This window comes from Lysinibacillus sp. NPDC093210 (assembly GCF_044753985.1).
Taxonomy (GTDB): Bacteria; Bacillota; Bacilli; order Bacillales_A; family Planococcaceae; genus Lysinibacillus.
Window position 1 is genome coordinate 264,790 of sequence record NZ_JBIVOE010000002.1, and the last position, 20,070, is coordinate 284,859.

Consider the following 20,070-nt stretch of genomic DNA (forward strand, 5'->3'; position numbering starts at 1 on the left):
AGTCCTAGAAAAAATCACCGATGACATTATCAACGGTGATTGTTGTTATAACTCTATATATTTTTTTGTGCGTTGATTGAACCCTACAAGGTGTTGAACGCCTAAGCTCTTTAACAAATCAGTGTTGGCAAATGTATATTTTCCTAAATCATCAGGGAAGTGGGCGTCTGAAGAAACGGTAAACTCTACACCCCGTTGTACTAAAACTTTCAAAAACATAGGACCGGGGCACATTTCTTGCACGGGGTAGCGATAATATAACCCTGCATTAATTTCCGTCGCTGTTTGTGTGTTGACAAGCGCTTGCGCAATTTGTTCATACCACGAAAGATTAAACGCCTCATCCTCAACATGATAATGAAAGACTTTAAAATTATCCAGATGAGCCACAAAATCAAACATGTTAGACTGTATCATTTGCACGACCGTTGAAAAAAACTGCGTATAGTTCTTCTGCAATGTTATTTGATCCATATTAGCAAATAAATGCTCCGTTTGTGGATTATCAAAGCCCCAACCATCAACAAAATGAACAGAGCCAATTACATAATCCCAAGGGTGTCCTTCTAGTAGCGACGCCAATTCCTCCTCGCCACCTATAAAGTAATCCGCTTCAATGCCTAGCTTTAACTCGACACCATGCTGACGCCATCTTTTCTTTGCCTTTGCTATCGCTAATACGAAATCGTCCATATTTTCAGTCATCACACTATCTAGCCAGTATCGTTGCAGTCGACCGATTTCTTGTGAATCATCTAAATGCATATATTGTTCAAAATAGGAGCGAGCCTCATGAAAGCGATACAAATGATCGACAATACCAACCTCTCGTAAGCCAAGTTGTTTTGCCTGATGTAAATATAGGTCAAGCCATTCTTCACTATAGCAACCATTGTGTAATCGACTAGCCAATGCTGACACTTGCCATTCGACTAACGCTTTGGAACCTTTAGTAGTACTTCTAGGCTCATGAAAGTGCGAGATCGCCCGAGATGTTCGCTCCAACCAACGGAAAGAATAAGGCCCCTCCTCTAAATGTACATGGTAATCAATTGTCATCCACTTTTCCCTCCACTACATATTGTCCACTGTTCTTCGTATACTTGCCAGTCTTCTGGGCAAGCAATATCACACATTATTTCCGTACATTGTGCTAAATGACAGATTTGATAAAATGAATGGCCATTAATTTTTGATGCATCTGCTAATAGTATTGTCTTTTTACTTTGCTGTAGCATCTTTTGGGAAATCAGTGATTCATCTAAATCATAGTCATACACCATGCCATCCTTCATGCCACCGCAAGATAAAAACGCTTTGTCGAAATTCATATTGCCTAACCATTCTAATGTCATTGCACCAGCAACCGAAGCTTGTCTAGGGTTTGTTGTTCCACCTAGTAAAATAACTTTCCCTGTCATCCGTCTTTCTTCAATGGCGAGATTAAATTGTGCAGCAGCGGCAATGGAGTGAGTAACAACAGTAATATCCTCAACCGCCATTAAGTAATCTGCAATGTGCACTGTCGTCGTCCCTGTATCAACTGCAATCGTATCCCCATCACATATTCGCATTGCAGCCTGCCGGGCAATGGTACACTTTGCTTCTTTTTGCATTTGCAATTTCCGCAAAAATGCAGGTTCCGTTCGAACATTTGTATACTTAATTGCTCCTCCATGCACTCTCGTCAATAGATGTTGCTGCTCTAGCTCATCCAAATCCCGACGAACAGTTTCAGGTGCTACGAATAATGCCTCTGCGATATTTGTCACAATGATTTTTCCATCAAGCTCTAATTGCTTTAATATAAATTCAAACCGTTCAATTTTAGCATACGTCATGATAGTGCAATCACATCTTCCTTCGCTACGTAACACTTATAGTTTTTACCTAGTTCAAGCGTTTGCCCACGCTGATGTAACTGTTCCATTGTAAATACACAGTCGCCTTCTAAAGTCGTACGAATGATATTACCACTCATTAACGACTGTGTCGCTACACCTAAAAGACAAAAGTCTCCATCCTTCTTCTCGACATGAATAGCTTCTGGTCGAATGGCAAACTTCCCACTATCTCCAGGCAATTTCGTTCCTATCATCGTCTCTAGCACATGTCGTGGAAAAACATTATAATGACCAATGAAATTCGCAACAAATTCATTTTTCGGATTCGTATAAATTTCTGTCGGTGTGCCGCTTTGCGCAATTTCCCCATTGCTCATCACAAATATTTTGTCTGATACAGCCATAGCCTCATCTTGATCATGGGTTACTAAAATCATTGTCATTCCAAGCTGCCGTTGTATCGCTCGTAAATCGCTCTGTAATTTTTTGCGTATTTGCGCATCAAGTGCACTTAGTGGCTCATCTAAAAGCAACACTTTAGGTCGTACAACGAGCGCTCGTGCAAGCGCTACTCGTTGCTGTTGACCCCCAGACAATTCCTTTGGATATGCATTCGCCTTTTCTGTCAAATGCACGATGGCTAGAATTTCCTGCACACGTTGCTCCACTTCTGTATTATTTATTTTTTGCATTCGCAAGCCAAATGCAATATTTTCTTTGACGGTCATGTTCGGAAATAGTGCGTAGGATTGAAATACCATCCCGACCTGGCGCTCTTTTGGCTGGATGCCACCCATATTTTTTCCTTCAATTTGTATTTTCCCTGCTGTTGCATCCGTTAGGCCCGCAACAATTCTTAAAATGGTACTTTTCCCACAGCCACTTGGCCCTAAAAGTGTAATAAATTGACCTTTTTCAATTGTCATTTCGATATTTGATAAGACAGTTGTTTGTTCATATTTTTTATGAAGACCTTCAATTACAATATAGCTCATACATTTGTCGCACCTTTCGAACGATTCGTTAGTATCGCAATAGCGAACGTTAATAAGCCCATAAGAATGATATAAATAAAGACGACCGCACTGGCAATATGGCCACTCGTACTTAGCTTTTTCATTAAATAAATTTGTACCGTTTCAAAGCGCGAGCCGACTACTAAATTAATTAGTACAAATTCTCCAAAAAGCACTGAAAACGATAATAATGCGCCAGCAAACAAGCCCGGATAAACGGTAGGCAACAGTATTTTCGTAAATGCTTGCGTTTTAGTTGCTCCTAATAATTGCGCGGCGTCCAACAGTTGCCTTGCATCTACATTACGCAAGCTATTGCGCGTCCCTTGATATATATATGGCAAAATACCAATCACGTAGGCGCCCAATACGACCAAAATCATCGGTACACCTACTGTTGAATACACGCGGATCAATCCAACGGCTAAAATAATACCCGGAAAAGAATACACCATAACGACTGCCACTTGAATCCATTTCTCATACTTAGGAAAATATAAAACAATGACAAATATCGCAGGTACAATGACTAATAATGCTATGACGACTGCACCTCCAGAAAGGAAGACAGAACGTCCAAATGCCTGCATAAATGCTGCATCCTGAAACAGTGTAGCAAGCCACTTGAATGTCAGTCCCTCTGGAAGAATCGTTTTATGCCACTTTGATGAAAATGCATAAAGCATTGTCGCTACTATCGGCAATAGCAAATACAACATTAAAAGGAGGAAAACGATATTAGCAAAATTTCTTTTTTTCATTACAATTTCCCCCTTGTTTTCTTTATGCTCCATTCACTTATTAGCATTGCGGTCACCATCGTTACCGCCAGTAATACTGCAATAGCACTTGCCAACTCGGGTTGAGCAAATATATCTCCCTTAATCAGTGCTCCAATTCGTATAGCAACTAAATTATAATTACTACTAGTTAAGGCGTATGCAGAAGCATAGGCACCCATTGCATTGGCAAATAACACGCTAAAGGTTCCAACAATACCTGGTAACATAACGGGAATACCAATTTTTATCCAAAACTGAAAAGTCGATGCACCTAAAAGCGCAGCCGCTTCCTTCCATTGCTGCTGTATGCCATCATAAATCGGATACAGCAGCATTAACGCTAATGGCAATTGAAAATAAATATAAATGAGCAATAAACCACTCCAGCTATAAAGGGAAAAGGATGATAAAGCACCTATTTCCCATTTTTCAAATAGCAACGTAAATAGCCCACTATTACCAAGCAAGACAATAAACGCAAAAGCTAAAGGAATACCTGAAAAATTTGAAGTTAAATTTGTTACTATTAAAATTTTCTCCCGTACCGGCTGCGAAAAGTGCATAATCGCATAAACTGCAAACAACGTAACCATTAGCGCAACTACTGCGGAAATGACGGATAACGTCACACTATTTTTAAATCCTTGTAAAATATAATTATTCGTTAATACGGATTTATATTGCGCTAACGTAAATCCTTCACTATTACTAAAGCTTGTTACAAGCATGTACAGTAATGGCACTAGAAAAAATAACAATACAAGTAACAGGAAAGGTGTAAGCCAGGCAAAAGATTGCCTCTTAGATATCAAAACTACCACTTCTTTCTAACTTAAAAATGTATAAACGTTAAATCTGACATACACGAATGTTTTTTTAATTAGTTTGTTGTAATGTTTGTACTCCCTCTAATAATAGTGGAACCATCTCCTCAGAAGGCTCTATATTCATTAAATGACAACAGAGTGGTGCTACTTGTAGCTGAGACACCACGCCATCTTTTATACCTGCTTTAACAGCTTGGGACATTACAAACATAGGTACATGCCGATCCTCAGTCGTTGACCCGCCATGATTGCCATCACTTGTCATCCCATGATCTGCCGTCACAATCACTTCGTATCCTTGTGCCATACATTTTGGAATAAACAGCGACAATAGTGCATCCACAGCTAATACGCGATTACGATATTGCGCTGAGTTTGCTGTAAACTTATGCCCATCATCATCTACATTCATCGAGTGAATATATAAGAAATCCGGTTGTTTTTGATCCATTAACCAAGCTGCATCTGCAAATAAATGACTGTCAGGATAATGATCTTCAAAATAGAACAAGCCATTTTCAATCGGAAGCTTTGTATCGAATTGTAAACGGTCCTCCATATGCTGAAATGGTGCTCGATTGTAAAGCTCACTTACCCAATAATAAGCTGCTGCTGCTGTAGAAAGACCATTGGACTTCGCTAAATGAAATAAACTACTTTGTGTCGATAAGCGCATCGTCATATTACTTGTTACACCATGAACGATTGGTGGTGTTCCCGTTAAAATAGTTTCATATAAGGGTCTCGATAAAGACGGTACTTCAGAACGAACCTCGAAACGTGAAGCTATATTACGCTCTACTAAATGTTGCATAAATCCCATGTGTGTACATGCCGTATCAAAACGAAGTGCATCGATGACAACAAGAGCGACTTTTTTATTTGGCATGAATTAATACCTGCTCTTGATACATTTGTGGAATTTGCTTTGTCGTTTCTTCCCACTGTTTTTGATCATTAACTGGTTGTGCGTTTTTATACATTTCTGCTGGTAGTAATAGATCCTTTACTTCCTGAGATAACTTCACATTTTCACGAATTGGTCGTGCGTAACCTTTTGCTAAGTTTTCTTGGCCTGCATCCGATAAAATATATTCTCGAGTTAACATGGCAGCATAAGGGTTTTTCGCATACTTATTTATTACCGTTGCATAGCCTGATGTTACAGAGCCTTCTGATGGAATTACTACATCAAAGCGTTGTTCATCAATTTGATGACGATAGCCTAATGCATTAAAGTCCCATAAGATTGCTACATCAATTTCCCCTTTTTCTAAATTAGCGACGGATGGATCGCCTTGTAAACGCCCTTGTTGCGCTAATTCCGCAAAGAAATCAATACCTGGTTGAATATTCGATTCATCGCCTCCGAAAGCCATTGCGGCTGCTAATATCGCAAATTGTGCTTGGTTTGCTGTTAAAGCATCACCTATGCTGACATGATAATCTCCATTTTTAAGATCTTCCCAAGAGGTTGGTGCATTTTTCACATTGTTTGTATCTGTTAAAAATGAAATGGTGCCTGTATAGCCAACAATCCAATGACCTTCATCATCTTTGGCCCAGTCCGGAATATCATCCCAATACGAGGTTTTGTATGGTAATGTTAGGCCTTTATCCTTGGCAATTGGTCCAAAGGCAATCCCTACATCCCCAATATCAGCTGTAGCATCATCTTTTTCTGCTTCAAATTTTGCTAGTTCCTCTGCACTCGACATATCTGTATCTTGATGCTTGATGGCATATTCACTATCAAGCTCTTGCCAAGTCTCTACCCAGTTTGCCCATGTATCTGGCATACCGACTGAATTAACCGTTCCTTCTTGTTTCGCTTTTTCAGTAATTTCATCAAGTGACGCATTACTATTGACCCCATTTGAATTAGAAGAACTGTCCGAGCAAGCTGCCAACATTGAAATTGCTAATGCACCGATTAAACCTTTCTTCCATAACTTTTGAATTGTCATGAGTTGGACCCTCCATTTGTTTATGTTTATTTTTATTTGCTTACAACAGTAATCTTATAAAACAAACATTAAGTAAGTATGGATGGCTTAAAAATATTTCGTAAACATTATTGAGAATTTATAAATATATGTGAAGTTTTTTAAGTATTAGAGGAATTGTAAAGATGGTTGTATTCTTTGAGGTAAAAAGAGGCATCCAGTTGTGTATGCACACGTTTGTTTAGTTTATCAGACGTGCACATACCCCAGATAAATCAAGTTAGTCCTAGAAAATCTGCATATGTATGCGGTTCATTTTCCTTTAAAATCGTTAAAAATGTAAAAGCAAGCTGAACAACCGACCACCATTTCATGTTATAGGCTATTTCAAATCGACTTGGCTCTAATGAAAAAACGTCCTGAAAGATATGAAGTGGCTCGATTTGTTCATCTTTTAAAATTGATAAGAAACCTAAAAAAAGTGTATGATCTTTTACTTCAATTACTTTACCATCAACAAGAGCATCTATATTTTCTGGCTGATGGAATTTACATTGAGTCGCAACATACTGTTCTAAATCTAGAGCACGTTGCCGTTCTTCACGTTCCTTTTTTTTCGCAATAAAATCAATGATATTATTCACGAACATCGCCTCTTTTTTTCTTTTATTGTATCATTCTTTCATATAATTTTACCCGCGCACGCCCCCTATTAATCATTGATGAAGTTCTACTATTAAAAATTGTGTTACAGATACTTGATGGAACATGTAAGTAACAGTTGATTTCCGCTGTGTATCACTCTCTCTGCTCCATTCAACTAGAATAATTGTTTGTGTGCCTGGCACTGAGCATAGATACCTAGCATAGTAACGGTTTCAATTCCGCGGGCATGTTGTAAGCCGTACCCCGCTTTAGCGCGGTTTGTTGCGTCTTACATTCCCTTCGTTCTGAGCAGGATTTCGTGGATTTTTACTTAGTTAGTATTAGAATGCAAAGCTAGGAATTGTTTGTGTGCCTGACACCTTGGTGCCACACCTTGCTTCCTTTTATTGACATACTAAAAGCCACAATTTTAAAATTGTGGCTTTTAGCAATCTTATTTACATAAATTCCTGCACAAGTGCATTGAATTGATTTTCGCTCATTTGAATATCGATATCCGTTAATGGTAGCTCAGCGTAACCAGGAACTTTTTCTTGATAAGAAGCTGTTTCTTTATCCTGATAAATAATCCCTGTAACTAAGCCTTCATTCTCCATTACAGTACGCATTGCCATACCACGGTCAGCATTATCGTAACCTTCAATATCAGCAAGCTTTGTTAAGTTTTCTTTAAACCAATCGTACGTATTTACTTTGTTGTACGTAACACATGGTGAAAATACATTGATAAATGAGAAGCCTTTATGGTTAATGCCTGCTTCAATTAAAGCTGTTAATTCTTTAATGTCAGTTGAGAAGCCTTGTGCCACAAATGTAGCACCGCTTGTTAATGCTACTTCCAATGGTTTTAACGATGGCTCAATAGCACCACCTGGCGTAGATTTTGTAATAAATCCAGCAGCCGAACGTGGAGATGTTTGGCCTTTTGTTAAACCGTAAATTTGGTTATCCATTACAACATATGTGATATCGATATTACGACGGATGGCATGAATCGTATGCCCCATACCAATCGCAAAGCCATCTCCGTCACCACCAGAGGCGATAACATTTAAATCACGGTTAGCCATTTTTAATCCTTGTGCAATCGGTAATGCACGACCATGAATGCCATGGAAACCGTATGAATTAATATAACCTGAAATACGACCTGAACAGCCGATCCCAGAAATAACTGCTAGTTCATTTGGTTCGATGCCTACGTTTGCTGCTGCACGTTGAATCGCAGCCTGTACTGAGAAGTCGCCACAACCTGGGCACCAGTTTGGTTTCACTGTATTACGAAAATCCTTAAATGTTGCCATTAGCGAGTCAACTCCTTCACTCTATTTTCTAGTTCACCTGGTAAGAATGGTGTACCGTTATATTTTGTAATGTTTTCAATTTTATCGTGTCCACCAATATTCATTTTCATGATATTCGCTAATTGACCTGTGTAGTTATTTTCTACAACGATTACTTTTTTCGCTTTCGCCACAAGAGGTGCCATTTCAGCAGATGGGAATGGGTGAATTAAGCGAATATGCGCATGATTTACCTTCATACCTTGTGCGTTTAAACGCTCTTGTACTTCTTCAATCGCTCCACGTGTTGAATTAAAGCCTACTAATAATACATCCGCTTCTTCATGTGGTGCATTTTTATAAACAGGTGTATCAAAATTCAATGCTTCTAGCTTACGGAAGCGTTTATCCATTTGTGTACGACGGTTGCCAGTTGCTTCAGATGGCTTCCCTGTTTCATCATGCTCAACACCTGTTACATGATGGATACCGTTTAAGTGACCAGGTAATACGCGAGGCGATACACCGTCTTCTGTATCTTCATAACGCTTGAAGTAAGCTTTATCTGCTGAAACTTCAATATCATCTGTAACAATTTTCCCACGACGAATTTCAATTTTTTTGTAATCGAATGGTTCAACAGTTTGTTTACCAAGCGATAACTGTAAGTCCGTCATTAAAATTACAGGCAATTGTAATTCCTCTGCAATATTAAACGCTTGAATTGTGTCAAAGAACGCTTCTTGCATTGTTGACGGCGCGATGACCACTTTCGGAATTTCACCATGCGTACCATAAAGCATCGCCATTAAATCTGATTGTTCTTGCTTCGTTGGTAAACCAGTAGATGGACCGCCACGTTGTGTATCGATAACAACTAGAGGTTGCTCAGTCATACCTGAAAGCCCGATTGCTTCCATCATTAATGATAGACCAGGGCCTGCTGAAGCTGTAAATGAACGTACACCACCGAAGTTAGCACCAATCGCCATCGTTGCCGCCGCGATTTCATCTTCCGTTTGAATAACTGCCCCACCAAACTTAGGTAATTTCTTAATAAGATATTCCATAATTTCTGATGCAGGTGTAATCGGGTATGCCGCCATAAAGCGTGTCCCAGCAGCTAGTGCACCAAGTGCTACTGCATCATTCCCAATCATGAACATCCGGCGTTTACCATCAGCTGGAGCTAATGCCCACTCACCGATACGATCGCCTAATAGTTCATTCATCATTTCATGACCACGCGCGATTGCTTCCATGTTTTTCTGAACAACTTCCTCACCTTTTTTGCCGAAGATGTCATCAACAACATTTTGGAATACAGCATCTTCTAAGTTTAGAAGAGATGCAGTCGCTCCGATTGCTACCATGTTTTTCATTAGCGTTGTACCAAGCTCTGCCGCCACCTCTGTAAAAGGTACAGCAAATAATGGTGCTTTTGAATCCTCTGGTTTTACAGGATCAAATTTTGCATCGGCTAAAATAATGCCTTTTTCTGTTAGTTCTTTATAATTGACGTCGATTGTTTCTTGATCGAACGCCACTAAAATATCTAAATCATCCGCAATGGAACGTACTTCTGTTGGACGAACTGTAATTTTATTATTAGTGTGGCCACCTTTTATACGAGAAGAGAAGTGACGATAACCGTAAAGGAAATAACCTAAACGATTCATTGCCATCGAGAAAATCTCACCTGTACTCTCAATCCCTTCACCTTGCTGCCCACCGACTTTCCACGAAAGCTGATGTAACATCTCAACAACTCCTTAAATCCAATGTATACTATTATTTTTTTCCTTCATAAGTTTAACACGAAGAAACGGTCTGCACTATTGTTATTCAATGAATTGGGCTAAATTCAGACCTTTGACTGAAAATGTTGTTCAAAAAGTTGTAATTTTCAAATCAATTAAGTATAAAAAATTAACTTGCTGATTTCAAGTGCATGATTGGACATTTATTTTTGAATTTTAGGCAATGCTAATTGCACAATAACGGCTTCTTATAACGTAAAAATCCACTTCGCTTTCCGCGGGCACGACGTAAGCCGCAACCGTCGCTTTCGCGTCGTCTGTTGCGTCTTACGTTATGTGCGTTCCCGCAGGAGTCTGTGTGGATTTTTACTTAGTTAACCCTACTGGCTAGGTCATGAACATTCAAAATTGTTTCGGTGCCTGACACTTCGCTTAATCTCTTAGCACCATAACGACTTCTAAAGCGTAATAATCCACTTCGCTTTCCGCGGGCACGACGTAAGCCGCAACCGTCGCTTTCGCGTCGTCTGTTACGTCTTACGTTGCGTGCGTTCCCGCAGGAGTCTGCGTGGATTTTTACTTAGTTAACCCTACTGGCTAGGTCATGAACATTCAAAATTGTTTCGGTGCCTGACACTCATCTAAAAAATTCAGAATTGTTTCGGTGCCTGGCACTCATCTAAAAAATTCAGAATTGTTTTGGTGTCTGGCACAAAAATAGGCACAAAGGAAGCCCTATCACTTTGACTTCTAGAGGAAGGAGCACTAGATGCGAATAGATAATACCGTTCACATCTGTTAGACGCTCGTTCATAAAAGAAGTTTAGTGATAGGGCTTGTACATTTTATAATTCTTTATAGTGGAATGAACATCTCCACTGTTTTACTAATAATTGGTGGGGTCACCCCCACCAATTAAAGTTCTACTTTAATTATCGAACACGTTTTTCTACTAGCAGCTTTAAGGCTGTACGTTCTTCACCAGCAATTAAAATATCGGCAAACGCCGGTGCGCAAATTAAATCTGTGCCACTTGGCGCTACAAATCCGCGTGCGATGGCCACTGCTTTCACGGCTTGGTTAAGTGCACCTGCCCCAACTGCCTGCATTTCTGCTTGCCCTTTTTCTCTGATTACCGCGACTAATGCACCTGCAACTGAATTTGGATTAGAGCGTGATGATACTTTTAATGAATCCACAATTATTCCTCCCCGTTTCGCGAATAGTGTTTACGCTCAATAACTTATGTCCCCCTTTTTGGACCTCAAGTTATTGTCCGTAGGTCATTTTATGCTCAGCAAAATGAAAATAGACTATTTTCATTTCTGATATATTGTAAACTGATTAATTCCATGATGTTTTTATTGGTATATATTCATTTTTAATACTAATAAACCTCCTATTTAGAATGGTTTATCCACCAAAACTGCAGGTAAAAAAAAAACTACTATGCATGAAGTATGCACAGTAGTTTTCATTAAGCTTGAAACGGATAGTCCTCATTAATATATATTCTTTCACAATTAACAGCTTTCCCTGTCTTGTCATCAATATCAACATAAAAGCCACTTAATACTTCGCGACCCTTTTTTGGTACTTCAAAACGTGACGGCATATTAGTTTGAAATTTGTAAATAACACTTTCCTTTGTCATCCCTAAAATTTCATCATACGGTCCTGTCATGCCGACGTCCGTAATATAAGCAGTACCTTTAGGATAAATACGCGCATCTGCTGTTTGCACATGCGTATGTGTTCCAACAACTGCCGATGCCTTGCCATCCAGGTGCCAACCAAGCGCTATTTTTTCACTTGTCGCTTCTGCGTGGAAATCCACAAACACTAGTGGCGACGTTTTGCGCGCTTCTTCGATTAATTTCTCTGCCATTGCAAACGGATCTTCATGCGGTGGCAAAAATACACGACCGTGTAAATTGATAACAGATAACGTAACACCATTTTTCGAAATTTGCACCATACCCTTACCTGGTGCATCAGCCGAAAAGTTTGCTGGTCGAATTAAATAATCAGCATCATCAATAAAATCAAAAATATCTTTATTATCCCAAGTGTGGTTACCCATTGTAATAACATCTACACCCATTTGTAATAAATCATTATAAATATTACGTGTAATCCCACGACCCGCTGCAGCATTTTCACCATTTGCAATAACTACATCTGGACTATATTTCTTTTTTAATCGTGGTAAATATTTTTCAACCGCATCTCGTCCAATTGAACCGACGATATCTCCAATAAATAGTACTTTCATTTTACAAAACCACTCTTTCTATCAATAACACTCATTAGAGTTTACCATTTTTTCTTCATCAATCGCAAAAATAAAAGGAAAAATTCGCGTCAGATTACGTTGCTGGCTTGCATATAAATTTAATATTTATTCGTTTTCACTAAAAGAGCAATCACCTCATTAGCGATGATTGACTAATTGCTTTGTTTTGCTCGCTCTAATTTTGTTACTAGTTGCTTTTTCTTTGGCATGCACTTGGCCTACTAAATAAGGTCCGAACTTCCATTTGTTCAGTAAATATGTAACACAGATGGAGCATACCGTGCTGATTAAAAACGTGCTAACGATAACAGAAGAAGCACTTAATATATCTACATATTTCGTAAAAAAACTTTTTAGCATGATATTAAAAAGTGGATGTAGCAAATAAATGCCAAAAGAGTAACGACTTATGAAAATAATTAATTTAGGCATGTTCCTTATTTTACTAGCGATAAAAAACAATAGAAAAGCTACACTCAATGTGTAAAATATAACATCAATTCTCTTTGAGTGAACTTCAGTAATCAATCCAGACCATTGACTAGTAAGTAAAATACCTAGCATGAGTAAACAAATACTTGGTAATACATTACGAAAACGATGGAGCAACGAAATAAACTGCTCGTAATTTTTACCACAATAATAGGCCACTACAAAATAGGCGATCCATGCAGGAAATGGCATCTTATTTAATACAGTCCATTCCACTTCTAAATAAGGAAGAAAATACAAATACTTAAATGGGTCGAAAAAATTGAAAAAGGCTAGATAAGCAAAATTAATGAGACATGCTGTAAGGATGACTTGATAGGCTGGATATTTTGAAACAATATATTTTACAAATAACGGATGCAACAAGTAAAACTGAAAAATGATGATAATAAAATAGCCGTGAAAATCACCTTCGAAAAAATTTAATAAAACCTTTTTTTCAAAATCCATACTATTTATGTTAATGGAATGAAGGGCTGCATCTACAATCCCTATAAAAATAAAAGGTAAAAAAATATAAGAAAAACGTTTTCTATAAAATCTTTTTGGCAATTCATCTGAATAGGAATACGCAATCACAAATTCCGAAATAAAAATAAAGACAGGTGTCCCGAACATTAATGCTAATTGAAGAGATGTTAGTACAAAAAACACCGTATTTTCTTCTATATCGTATATGTCCAACACTAAAGTGACACTATGCATTAAAACAATTCCCAAACAGGCTACAAACCTTAGTAAAAATATTTCCTTAACAACTGGCTTCATTTTCCCACCTGCCATTTCTAAGCAATTAAACTTATTTTTAATGAGTAATCTAGCAAATCTAACTTACTTAAAAACGTAGGGAAAGCTTTCTAGTCGTTGGAAATGACAACACGCTTTAAGTGCCGCAAAATATCTCGCATTGTAGTAGGTTGGAAAATAAAATTCCCAACAAAAATAACAGTCATAGTCCATACAGAAATACATACAGCTGCAACAAACCAAGTAATGACAGTTGCAATATGTAATTCGATAAAAAATAGAAATGGTGATGCTGCGATAAATGCCAAAATACTATTTAGTAAAATTTTTTTAACGGTAATGTAAACTGAAATTTTTAGTATCTCTTTAGACGTATAAAGTATTAAATCACATGTACGATATGCATAAGAACAAAGTGCTCCAATCAAAATGCCTTCAACACCTAGAAATTGTACTAAAACAAAGGAGAAACTAAAGTTTATGACCGCTTCAATAATCGCACGAATTTTTGTCTCTTTAAAATGTCCAGCTGAATTGACTAATGTATTTGCAGGAATTCGAATAGCATTGGCAATGCCTACAACTACAAAGAGTGCCCCTAACCACGGTCTTATATAGTTTGCATCCTCAATACCCGCTGTATAGATAGTTATAAAAGGCAAAATTAAAATGGCTGTACATGTATAACCGAAAGCTACAACTGCAAAAAAAACGTATTCGAAATGATGAAAATGTTTTTGAAGTGTGTCTCGATCTTCTTTTACAAGTATGTCTCCAAAGGCTGCTAACATCGCACTAGAAAAAGCTGAAATAAACAATGTAACAGCATTAAATACCATATTGTACACTGTAAATACACTAACTTCTGCAAGACCAAGAAAAATAGTAATTAAAATAAACGGTGTATTAAATACAACTAATGAGGCAATTTGATGGATTAATGCATCCCACTTTTTTTTAATTGCTGATGTATTTGGCTTTACGTTACTATTGAAATACGGATATTTTTTTTGGACATATACTTTTAAAAAAAGAATATCTAGTAATAACAGCATACTAGAACTACCAACAACAATAACGATTGAAAAGCCAAGAGTTAATAAAAATAAGGATAAAATGGTACTAGCAATCAATAAACATGTTTGTATACGGAAAATAATGTAGCTTTTTTGATCTGCTGTTAGTAGCACTAAATATTTTCCGATTAAAAAATACTCCCATACGCCACTAACTCCTAAAATAAGCACCATATAAAAAGCTGTAAGTGGACTCACTTCTTTACCTACTATTAGCGGATAGAAAATAGCTAATAGGGCTACTAATACAACAAAAATAGTGCCTGAACGTCTGTAAAAATAATGTGTTGCTGAAAGAATGCCATTTATCTGTTCTTTATCATTCACGGCCAACGGTTTATACAGCGCTGCAATGGATGCACTGCCAACTCCCGCTTCTACAATTTTTAAATAACTTAAAAATTGTTTAATTGACGTAACTAGACCATTCGTAGCGGAGCCATATGTCGTCATAAATAACCGAGGTAAAATAAAATTAATGACCGCCGAAACAATTTGCAACATAACATTGGAAAATAAATTTAATATGATTTTTTTTGTTCTCATTAGTCACTTCTACTTCGTTTCATCTCAATCAATGCATATAGTAATAGAATGTGCTGTTTCTTCAATAACCAAATGTAAATTTTCGTTTTATACGGTAAATCCTTTGTACAAATTACCTGTAACACCTCGTTGATATCTCTCTGTTTCATCATTTTTTTGATAAAGGCCCTTTTCTCACGCAGGCTCTTATCATTTTGTCGATTAAATTCATTATTAACCCCTGCAATAATTAAATAGATAAAATAATACTGTAGTTGATTTGTAAAATTAGGTGCTGTTTTTTCATTACTACGTGTAAAATATTTCAAATGCCCATATAAAATGAGGATTTTCTCAAAAAATGTTTGATCATAGCTAGCTGTCATAGAAGAGGGACTTTGGCGATAATGATATAAATATTGTTTGTCTAATATATAAATACTGTCCGCATCTAGTAAGCAAGGATATGTACAAGCTACATCTTCCCCCATGCGGATTGTATCATCAACATTCAATTGAAATTTTTTGATAAGCGTTTTTTTGAAGATTTTGTTGGAGACAGAAGGAAATAATCCGAACTTATAATATTCACCCGCATACAGCATAATTGGATAGACTTCTTTTTCCATCCTTTCTTTTTTATACAATCCAGGTGCAACCATTTGTGTTCGTCTTACTTCTTGATTTGGATAATTTTCTACGATATCGCAAATGACGATGTCTACATCGTATACATTTGCGGCAACACATAATGATTGGTACATGTCTGCTTCAATCCAATCATCACTATCTACATAGCCAATATAGTTGCCTTGAGCGGCAAGGAGACCCGCTTTTCGTGCACTGACAAGCCCACCGTTTTCTTTGTGAATAACAATAATTCTTGCATCGTGCTTGGCATAGTTATCACATATTTCGGAACTATTATCCGTTGATCCATCATTCACCAATATTAGCTCAAAATCCTCAAATTTTTGATTCAATATGCTATCTATACATTCTTTTAAATAGTGCTCAACATTATAGATTGGAATAATAATACTTAAAAATGGCATTGTCTCACCTCCCTGCCATACTTATCTCCTGATTTTTCTGAAGCGTTAACGCAAACATTATTAACATAATATGAAAAGGGAAATAATCCATTACGAAAGAATCAAGTACCGCATTGGCAATTAACATAATATAGAGAGGTATAGCGTTGACCGCTAATAGTTGAAAGTTTGTTTTTCCGCTGTTACCAATGTTTTGACGGAGAACTTTATTTAAGCTCACAATATATAGTAGTGCAAGAACGATCCCTACTAACCCAAGATAATAAGGAGTTGATAAGTACATCGTATGAGCCATTTTTGCATTGGAGAAACTCGTGCCAAAACCAGCTCCAATAACGAATATTTTCGTACTTTGTAAAATTTCTTCCGCAAACATATTCCAGCTACTTAATCGCCCAGTCGTAATAGCATCTGTTGATGTTCCTGCTCCAAAAAATCGAATCCAATAAATCTCGAATAACTTCTCGTAAAAAAAAAATAGTAGAACACCACAAATTGCTAGCATAAACGAAGCGAACTTGAATGCTGTTTTTACATTGTTTTTAACGAACATGATGAACGTCAATAAAATAAATGCTATAAAAGTGATGATAAACATTTTAGAATAAGTAAATACCCCGAATATCGCTAATACAATGATGAACAGAATCGGCTTAATTGCCATTTTTCTATCGTAATAAAAAAGAACTAATAAACAAGCAATCGCTATAAGAATTTGCAAACTGAAATAATTCGGATCTAAATCTAAACCCGTGAACCTTGTATTAATGGCACTTGTCGTCTTAACTGTGTTGACAATTGTCATTGACTCAATAAAGCTGTCAATCGCTTGAACAGAGAAACTTATCCAACGAACGATTGCAGCAGTTAGTAAGCCTATTGCATAGACATACGTATATCTTCTAAAATAAGTATTTGAATCAATGAACAGAACAGCAAAAAAAATAACACTATAATTTAATACAAAGCCCAACACTTCGATAAGATTACCGCTATTAAACAGCGTTGCCGCGACAGCAAAACATACAAAAAGAACATAGGTGATGACAAGCTGTGTCGAAATCCCTTTGTTTTGCATAAACAATGTCATGACACTTAAAACAATATAAACAAAACTAAGTACAACAAAAAGTGAATAGCTCGTTAAATCGAACTTAATAACATACACCCATGAAATAAAAAACAGTAAATAATCAATTCTATATTGTTGTTTATCCAACAACATCGCCGTAATTACTAAACTAATAAAGATAAAAAGAAATAGATTACTACCTGTATACATTTTTAACACGACAAATATACTGGAAATAATACAGATCCAAATACTGAAATTTTTATTTTTTAATTTCATTTTCGATCAAACTCCGATACTAATTGCTCTTGAGCTTTTCGATTTGTATAGCGATTTTCTTCAATATATTTTTTCATCTTCTGGAGACAATCGCCATTGTTGATTGCATTGACAATGACTGCATACAGATCTTCTACATGTCCATTTGCTATCAAACCGTTGCAACCATCGCGTATTTGTTCACACGCTGCGGCAAAATTTGTGGTTATAACCGGTGTCTCTAATATTAATGCCTCCCCTACTACCATCGGATATCCTTCATACGCTGAGGTTAATATTAAAACATCGCTCTGTTTAATAAACGGATACGGATTATTACATTCACCGACAAATTCAACTACATCTTCTACACCTAATTCAAGCGCTAATCGTTTATTAAAAAGTAAATCGGGCCCATCGCCTATAATTCGCCAATGAAAATGATTGTTAGATTCCTTTAGAAGCTTACATATGTGTGGAATGAGATCAAACCTTTTAGTAGCATTATCCATTCGCCCAACAGATAATAAATCCAATGTTCCTTTTTCAAATGGTGGATATTGCGTTGCTAGTTCTTTTATTTCTGCTATTGGGAAAAAATTATAGACTACTTGTATTTTATGTCGATATTGGGGGAGAAAATTAAGCAAATTTTGCTTACATGCTTCAGAAACACATATTAATCGGTCGAAATTCTGATAGGTTTTAACACATACTTCGTAATTAAAGCTCGCCCTTAATGGATCTGTATGTATCCACGCAAACTTTTTATCCGCTCTTACAAATTTATCTACAAACAAATTTGTGCCTTGGTTAAAGTAACTGTTTGGTGCATCATTAAAATAAGAAATGGCAATATGATATTGTTTTTGAGGGCGATGCTTTTTAAAAAGTAATGTATAAAAATTATTTGAACCAATCACTCGTACGATTAACATACATAGTATTCGTAAGATGATATGCCACAAATTTTTTCTCTGTTTCACTACATAAAACGGGGTAGCAATTAGCTGTAATAGTAAACCTCCAATATTGACATGCACATTAGAGGGAATGTCCTTTATGAGTTCGCCTTTACCGAATGTAAACACATCTATTTCATATTGCTGATCGACACAAACTTCTTTCAATGTATTAATTAAAGCTTTTTGAATACCGCCCATCTGAAAATTTTGCGCAACAAATAATATCTTCATCTCGTCCCAAGACCCCCTAGAAACCAAATATTATTGTGAAATTTTCAAATAGCTTCTACTGCTATAAATTGCTATATAATGTAATAATGCGTTTCTCCATCTCACTCCAGCTATAATGTTCCTCATATAACAACTTCATTTTTCGTGAAATTTCTGGCCATTCTTTTTTGCGCTCTATTAGCTTTTCAATACCTTTTTGTAGACTTTCCTGATTAAAATCAATTAGCTCACCTAAATCATTATCTGCCACTACTTCAGACATGCCTGTGTTTTTCACCATAATTAAAGGCTTGCCAAGCATTAGTGCCTCATAAAATTTATTTGGGGCTGCATAATAATGGTTGGAAACTTCAGGATCATAAATGGCGGTCATAATATCACAACTTTTTTCTAATGCTAATGTTTTTTCATATGGGATTTTTCCGTAAAAAAGTATGTTGTCATATTGCAGTGCCATTTGTGCTAATTCGTCTGCATACTCGCCAAATCCACCAATATGCAATTCGTAGCGCGGATTATCTTTTACAATATCAACTAGTTCCTTAATGAGCCTTTCATTTGCCAGTATGCCGACATAGACGATTTTTACTTTATCTTGATTCAAATTTAAATCATATTTTAAATCCACATGCAGTGGAGTATTATAAATAACCTCAATTTTTTTCGGTGATGCTTTAGCTATTTGCCCTCTTCGCTTTTCTGTACAAATAATGACAGCATCCACACTATTTAATAGTGCTACATCTACTTTTTCAACTATTTTCCCAATCATTGCAGGTCCATGGAAGGGGGCAGTAACGGAATCAAACATATCATAAATGACCTTTTTACGGAGTATTTTCGCACATACTGTACCTACAAATGCTGTATCAAAATCACAAGCATGAATAATATCATACGTATTTTTATTTTGAAGTAGCCATTGGAATAGTTTTAGCTGAAAGCGCAATAGTGGAAAGAAGTTTTTTTTAAATCCTCCACCAAATATAGCAGGGATGCCAAACCTTGTAATTTTAATTGTGTGAGCTCGCTTCAAAAATTCCACTTTTGCGTTATACTTGCTATCTCTATCCCATGCTAAAATTTGAACATGCCAGTCATTTTTTCTAAGGCTGTCCACTTCTTTTTCAACTCTCGGATCTGGAGAAATTGGATTACTTCTCATAAAAACGACTCTCATCCCAAACTGTCCCCTTATATATTTAATACCTACTATCGTGCTAGCATCT

The 20,070-nt window shown here is 36.8% G+C and carries 18 protein-coding genes; all 18 read right to left on the minus strand.

What is annotated here, in order from left to right:
• Positions 1-45 precede the first annotated feature (45 nt).
• The 18 genes from ACIP9C_RS06865 to ACIP9C_RS06950 all read right to left on the minus strand — a co-directional run bounded on the left by ACIP9C_RS06865 (position 46) and on the right by ACIP9C_RS06950 (position 20,021).
• A complete protein-coding gene (locus tag ACIP9C_RS06865; protein ID WP_401009402.1) occupies positions 46-1,059 on the minus strand; it encodes a histidinol phosphate phosphatase domain-containing protein in 1,014 nt (337 codons plus the stop codon).
• Positions 1,056-1,841, minus strand: coding sequence for a DeoR/GlpR family DNA-binding transcription regulator (locus ACIP9C_RS06870; RefSeq protein ID WP_401009403.1), 786 nt, complete (start codon positions 1,839-1,841; stop codon positions 1,056-1,058). Before ACIP9C_RS06870 ends, ACIP9C_RS06865 begins: the two co-directional genes overlap by 4 nt.
• Positions 1,838-2,839 carry an ABC transporter ATP-binding protein gene (locus ACIP9C_RS06875; RefSeq protein WP_401009404.1) on the minus strand — a complete coding sequence of 334 codons (1,002 nt, stop codon included), beginning with the start codon at positions 2,837-2,839 and terminating at the stop codon, positions 1,838-1,840. The genes ACIP9C_RS06870 and ACIP9C_RS06875 overlap by 4 nt, the downstream gene beginning before the upstream one ends.
• Positions 2,836-3,621 (minus strand): ABC transporter permease, encoded by a 786-nt coding sequence (locus ACIP9C_RS06880; protein ID WP_401009405.1) that lies wholly within the window; start codon positions 3,619-3,621, stop codon positions 2,836-2,838. Before ACIP9C_RS06880 ends, ACIP9C_RS06875 begins: the two co-directional genes overlap by 4 nt.
• Entirely contained in the window at positions 3,621-4,463 is an 843-nt protein-coding gene (locus tag ACIP9C_RS06885; RefSeq protein WP_401009406.1) for an ABC transporter permease, read from the minus strand. The genes ACIP9C_RS06880 and ACIP9C_RS06885 overlap by 1 nt, the downstream gene beginning before the upstream one ends.
• 55 nt (positions 4,464-4,518) lie before the next feature.
• Positions 4,519-5,358, minus strand: coding sequence for an alkaline phosphatase family protein (locus tag ACIP9C_RS06890; RefSeq protein ID WP_401009407.1), 840 nt, complete (start codon positions 5,356-5,358; stop codon positions 4,519-4,521).
• Positions 5,348-6,436, minus strand: coding sequence for an ABC transporter substrate-binding protein (locus ACIP9C_RS06895; RefSeq protein WP_401009408.1), 1,089 nt, complete (start codon positions 6,434-6,436; stop codon positions 5,348-5,350). Before ACIP9C_RS06895 ends, ACIP9C_RS06890 begins: the two co-directional genes overlap by 11 nt.
• Positions 6,437-6,690: 254 nt before the next feature.
• A complete protein-coding gene (locus ACIP9C_RS06900) occupies positions 6,691-7,065 on the minus strand; it encodes a 2-oxoglutarate ferredoxin oxidoreductase subunit beta (protein ID WP_401009409.1) in 375 nt (124 codons plus the stop codon).
• 453 nt (positions 7,066-7,518) lie between these two features.
• Complete coding sequence (locus tag ACIP9C_RS06905; RefSeq protein ID WP_401009410.1) at positions 7,519-8,385, minus strand: 2-oxoacid:ferredoxin oxidoreductase subunit beta; 867 nt, start codon at positions 8,383-8,385, stop codon at positions 7,519-7,521.
• Positions 8,385-10,124, minus strand: coding sequence for a 2-oxoacid:acceptor oxidoreductase subunit alpha (locus ACIP9C_RS06910; RefSeq protein ID WP_401009411.1), 1,740 nt, complete (start codon positions 10,122-10,124; stop codon positions 8,385-8,387). Before ACIP9C_RS06910 ends, ACIP9C_RS06905 begins: the two co-directional genes overlap by 1 nt.
• Positions 10,125-11,056: 932 nt before the next feature.
• Positions 11,057-11,323: a stage V sporulation protein S gene (locus ACIP9C_RS06915; protein WP_010858535.1), complete on the minus strand. Its 267-nt coding sequence runs from the start codon at positions 11,321-11,323 to the stop codon at positions 11,057-11,059.
• Between the two features lie 278 nt (positions 11,324-11,601).
• Positions 11,602-12,399 (minus strand): TIGR00282 family metallophosphoesterase, encoded by a 798-nt coding sequence (locus ACIP9C_RS06920; protein WP_401009412.1) that lies wholly within the window; start codon positions 12,397-12,399, stop codon positions 11,602-11,604.
• 159 nt (positions 12,400-12,558) lie between these two features.
• The gene (locus ACIP9C_RS06925; protein ID WP_401009413.1) at positions 12,559-13,680 is read right to left on the minus strand and encodes an acyltransferase family protein; all 1,122 of its coding nucleotides are present in this window, start codon (positions 13,678-13,680) and stop codon (positions 12,559-12,561) included.
• Between the two features lie 89 nt (positions 13,681-13,769).
• Positions 13,770-15,281 (minus strand): lipopolysaccharide biosynthesis protein, encoded by a 1,512-nt coding sequence (locus ACIP9C_RS06930; protein ID WP_401009414.1) that lies wholly within the window; start codon positions 15,279-15,281, stop codon positions 13,770-13,772.
• Positions 15,281-16,315 (minus strand): glycosyltransferase family 2 protein, encoded by a 1,035-nt coding sequence (locus tag ACIP9C_RS06935; RefSeq protein WP_401009415.1) that lies wholly within the window; start codon positions 16,313-16,315, stop codon positions 15,281-15,283. The genes ACIP9C_RS06930 and ACIP9C_RS06935 overlap by 1 nt, the downstream gene beginning before the upstream one ends.
• Positions 16,316-16,319: 4 nt before the next feature.
• Positions 16,320-17,666 carry a hypothetical protein gene (locus ACIP9C_RS06940; protein ID WP_401009416.1) on the minus strand — a complete coding sequence of 449 codons (1,347 nt, stop codon included), beginning with the start codon at positions 17,664-17,666 and terminating at the stop codon, positions 16,320-16,322.
• Positions 17,663-18,841, minus strand: a complete 1,179-nt coding sequence (locus tag ACIP9C_RS06945) for a glycosyltransferase (protein ID WP_401009417.1) — start codon at positions 18,839-18,841, stop codon at positions 17,663-17,665. Before ACIP9C_RS06945 ends, ACIP9C_RS06940 begins: the two co-directional genes overlap by 4 nt.
• A 61-nt stretch (positions 18,842-18,902) precedes the next feature.
• Entirely contained in the window at positions 18,903-20,021 is a 1,119-nt protein-coding gene (locus ACIP9C_RS06950; RefSeq protein ID WP_401009418.1) for a glycosyltransferase family 4 protein, read from the minus strand.
• Positions 20,022-20,070: the final 49 nt, after the last annotated feature.

Bases quoted from the DNA above. Each gene is read 5' to 3' on its own strand.
- ACIP9C_RS06865 (WP_401009402.1), bottom strand. From the start codon at position 1,059: ATGACAATTGATTACCATGTACATTTAGAGGAGGGGCCTTATTCTTTC.
- ACIP9C_RS06870 (WP_401009403.1), bottom strand. From the start codon at position 1,841: ATGACGTATGCTAAAATTGAACGGTTTGAATTTATATTAAAGCAATTA.
- ACIP9C_RS06875 (WP_401009404.1), bottom strand. From the start codon at position 2,839: ATGAGCTATATTGTAATTGAAGGTCTTCATAAAAAATATGAACAAACA.
- ACIP9C_RS06880 (WP_401009405.1), bottom strand. From the start codon at position 3,621: ATGAAAAAAAGAAATTTTGCTAATATCGTTTTCCTCCTTTTAATGTTG.
- ACIP9C_RS06890 (WP_401009407.1), bottom strand. From the start codon at position 5,358: ATGCCAAATAAAAAAGTCGCTCTTGTTGTCATCGATGCACTTCGTTTT.
- ACIP9C_RS06895 (WP_401009408.1), bottom strand. From the start codon at position 6,436: ATGACAATTCAAAAGTTATGGAAGAAAGGTTTAATCGGTGCATTAGCA.
- ACIP9C_RS06900 (WP_401009409.1), bottom strand. From the start codon at position 7,065: ATGTTCGTGAATAATATCATTGATTTTATTGCGAAAAAAAAGGAACGT.
- ACIP9C_RS06905 (WP_401009410.1), bottom strand. From the start codon at position 8,385: ATGGCAACATTTAAGGATTTTCGTAATACAGTGAAACCAAACTGGTGC.
- ACIP9C_RS06910 (WP_401009411.1), bottom strand. From the start codon at position 10,124: ATGTTACATCAGCTTTCGTGGAAAGTCGGTGGGCAGCAAGGTGAAGGG.
- ACIP9C_RS06920 (WP_401009412.1), bottom strand. From the start codon at position 12,399: ATGAAAGTACTATTTATTGGAGATATCGTCGGTTCAATTGGACGAGAT.
- ACIP9C_RS06925 (WP_401009413.1), bottom strand. From the start codon at position 13,680: ATGAAGCCAGTTGTTAAGGAAATATTTTTACTAAGGTTTGTAGCCTGT.
- ACIP9C_RS06930 (WP_401009414.1), bottom strand. From the start codon at position 15,281: ATGAGAACAAAAAAAATCATATTAAATTTATTTTCCAATGTTATGTTG.
- ACIP9C_RS06935 (WP_401009415.1), bottom strand. From the start codon at position 16,315: ATGCCATTTTTAAGTATTATTATTCCAATCTATAATGTTGAGCACTAT.
- ACIP9C_RS06940 (WP_401009416.1), bottom strand. From the start codon at position 17,666: ATGAAATTAAAAAATAAAAATTTCAGTATTTGGATCTGTATTATTTCC.
- ACIP9C_RS06945 (WP_401009417.1), bottom strand. From the start codon at position 18,841: ATGAAGATATTATTTGTTGCGCAAAATTTTCAGATGGGCGGTATTCAA.
- ACIP9C_RS06950 (WP_401009418.1), bottom strand. From the start codon at position 20,021: ATGAGAGTCGTTTTTATGAGAAGTAATCCAATTTCTCCAGATCCGAGA.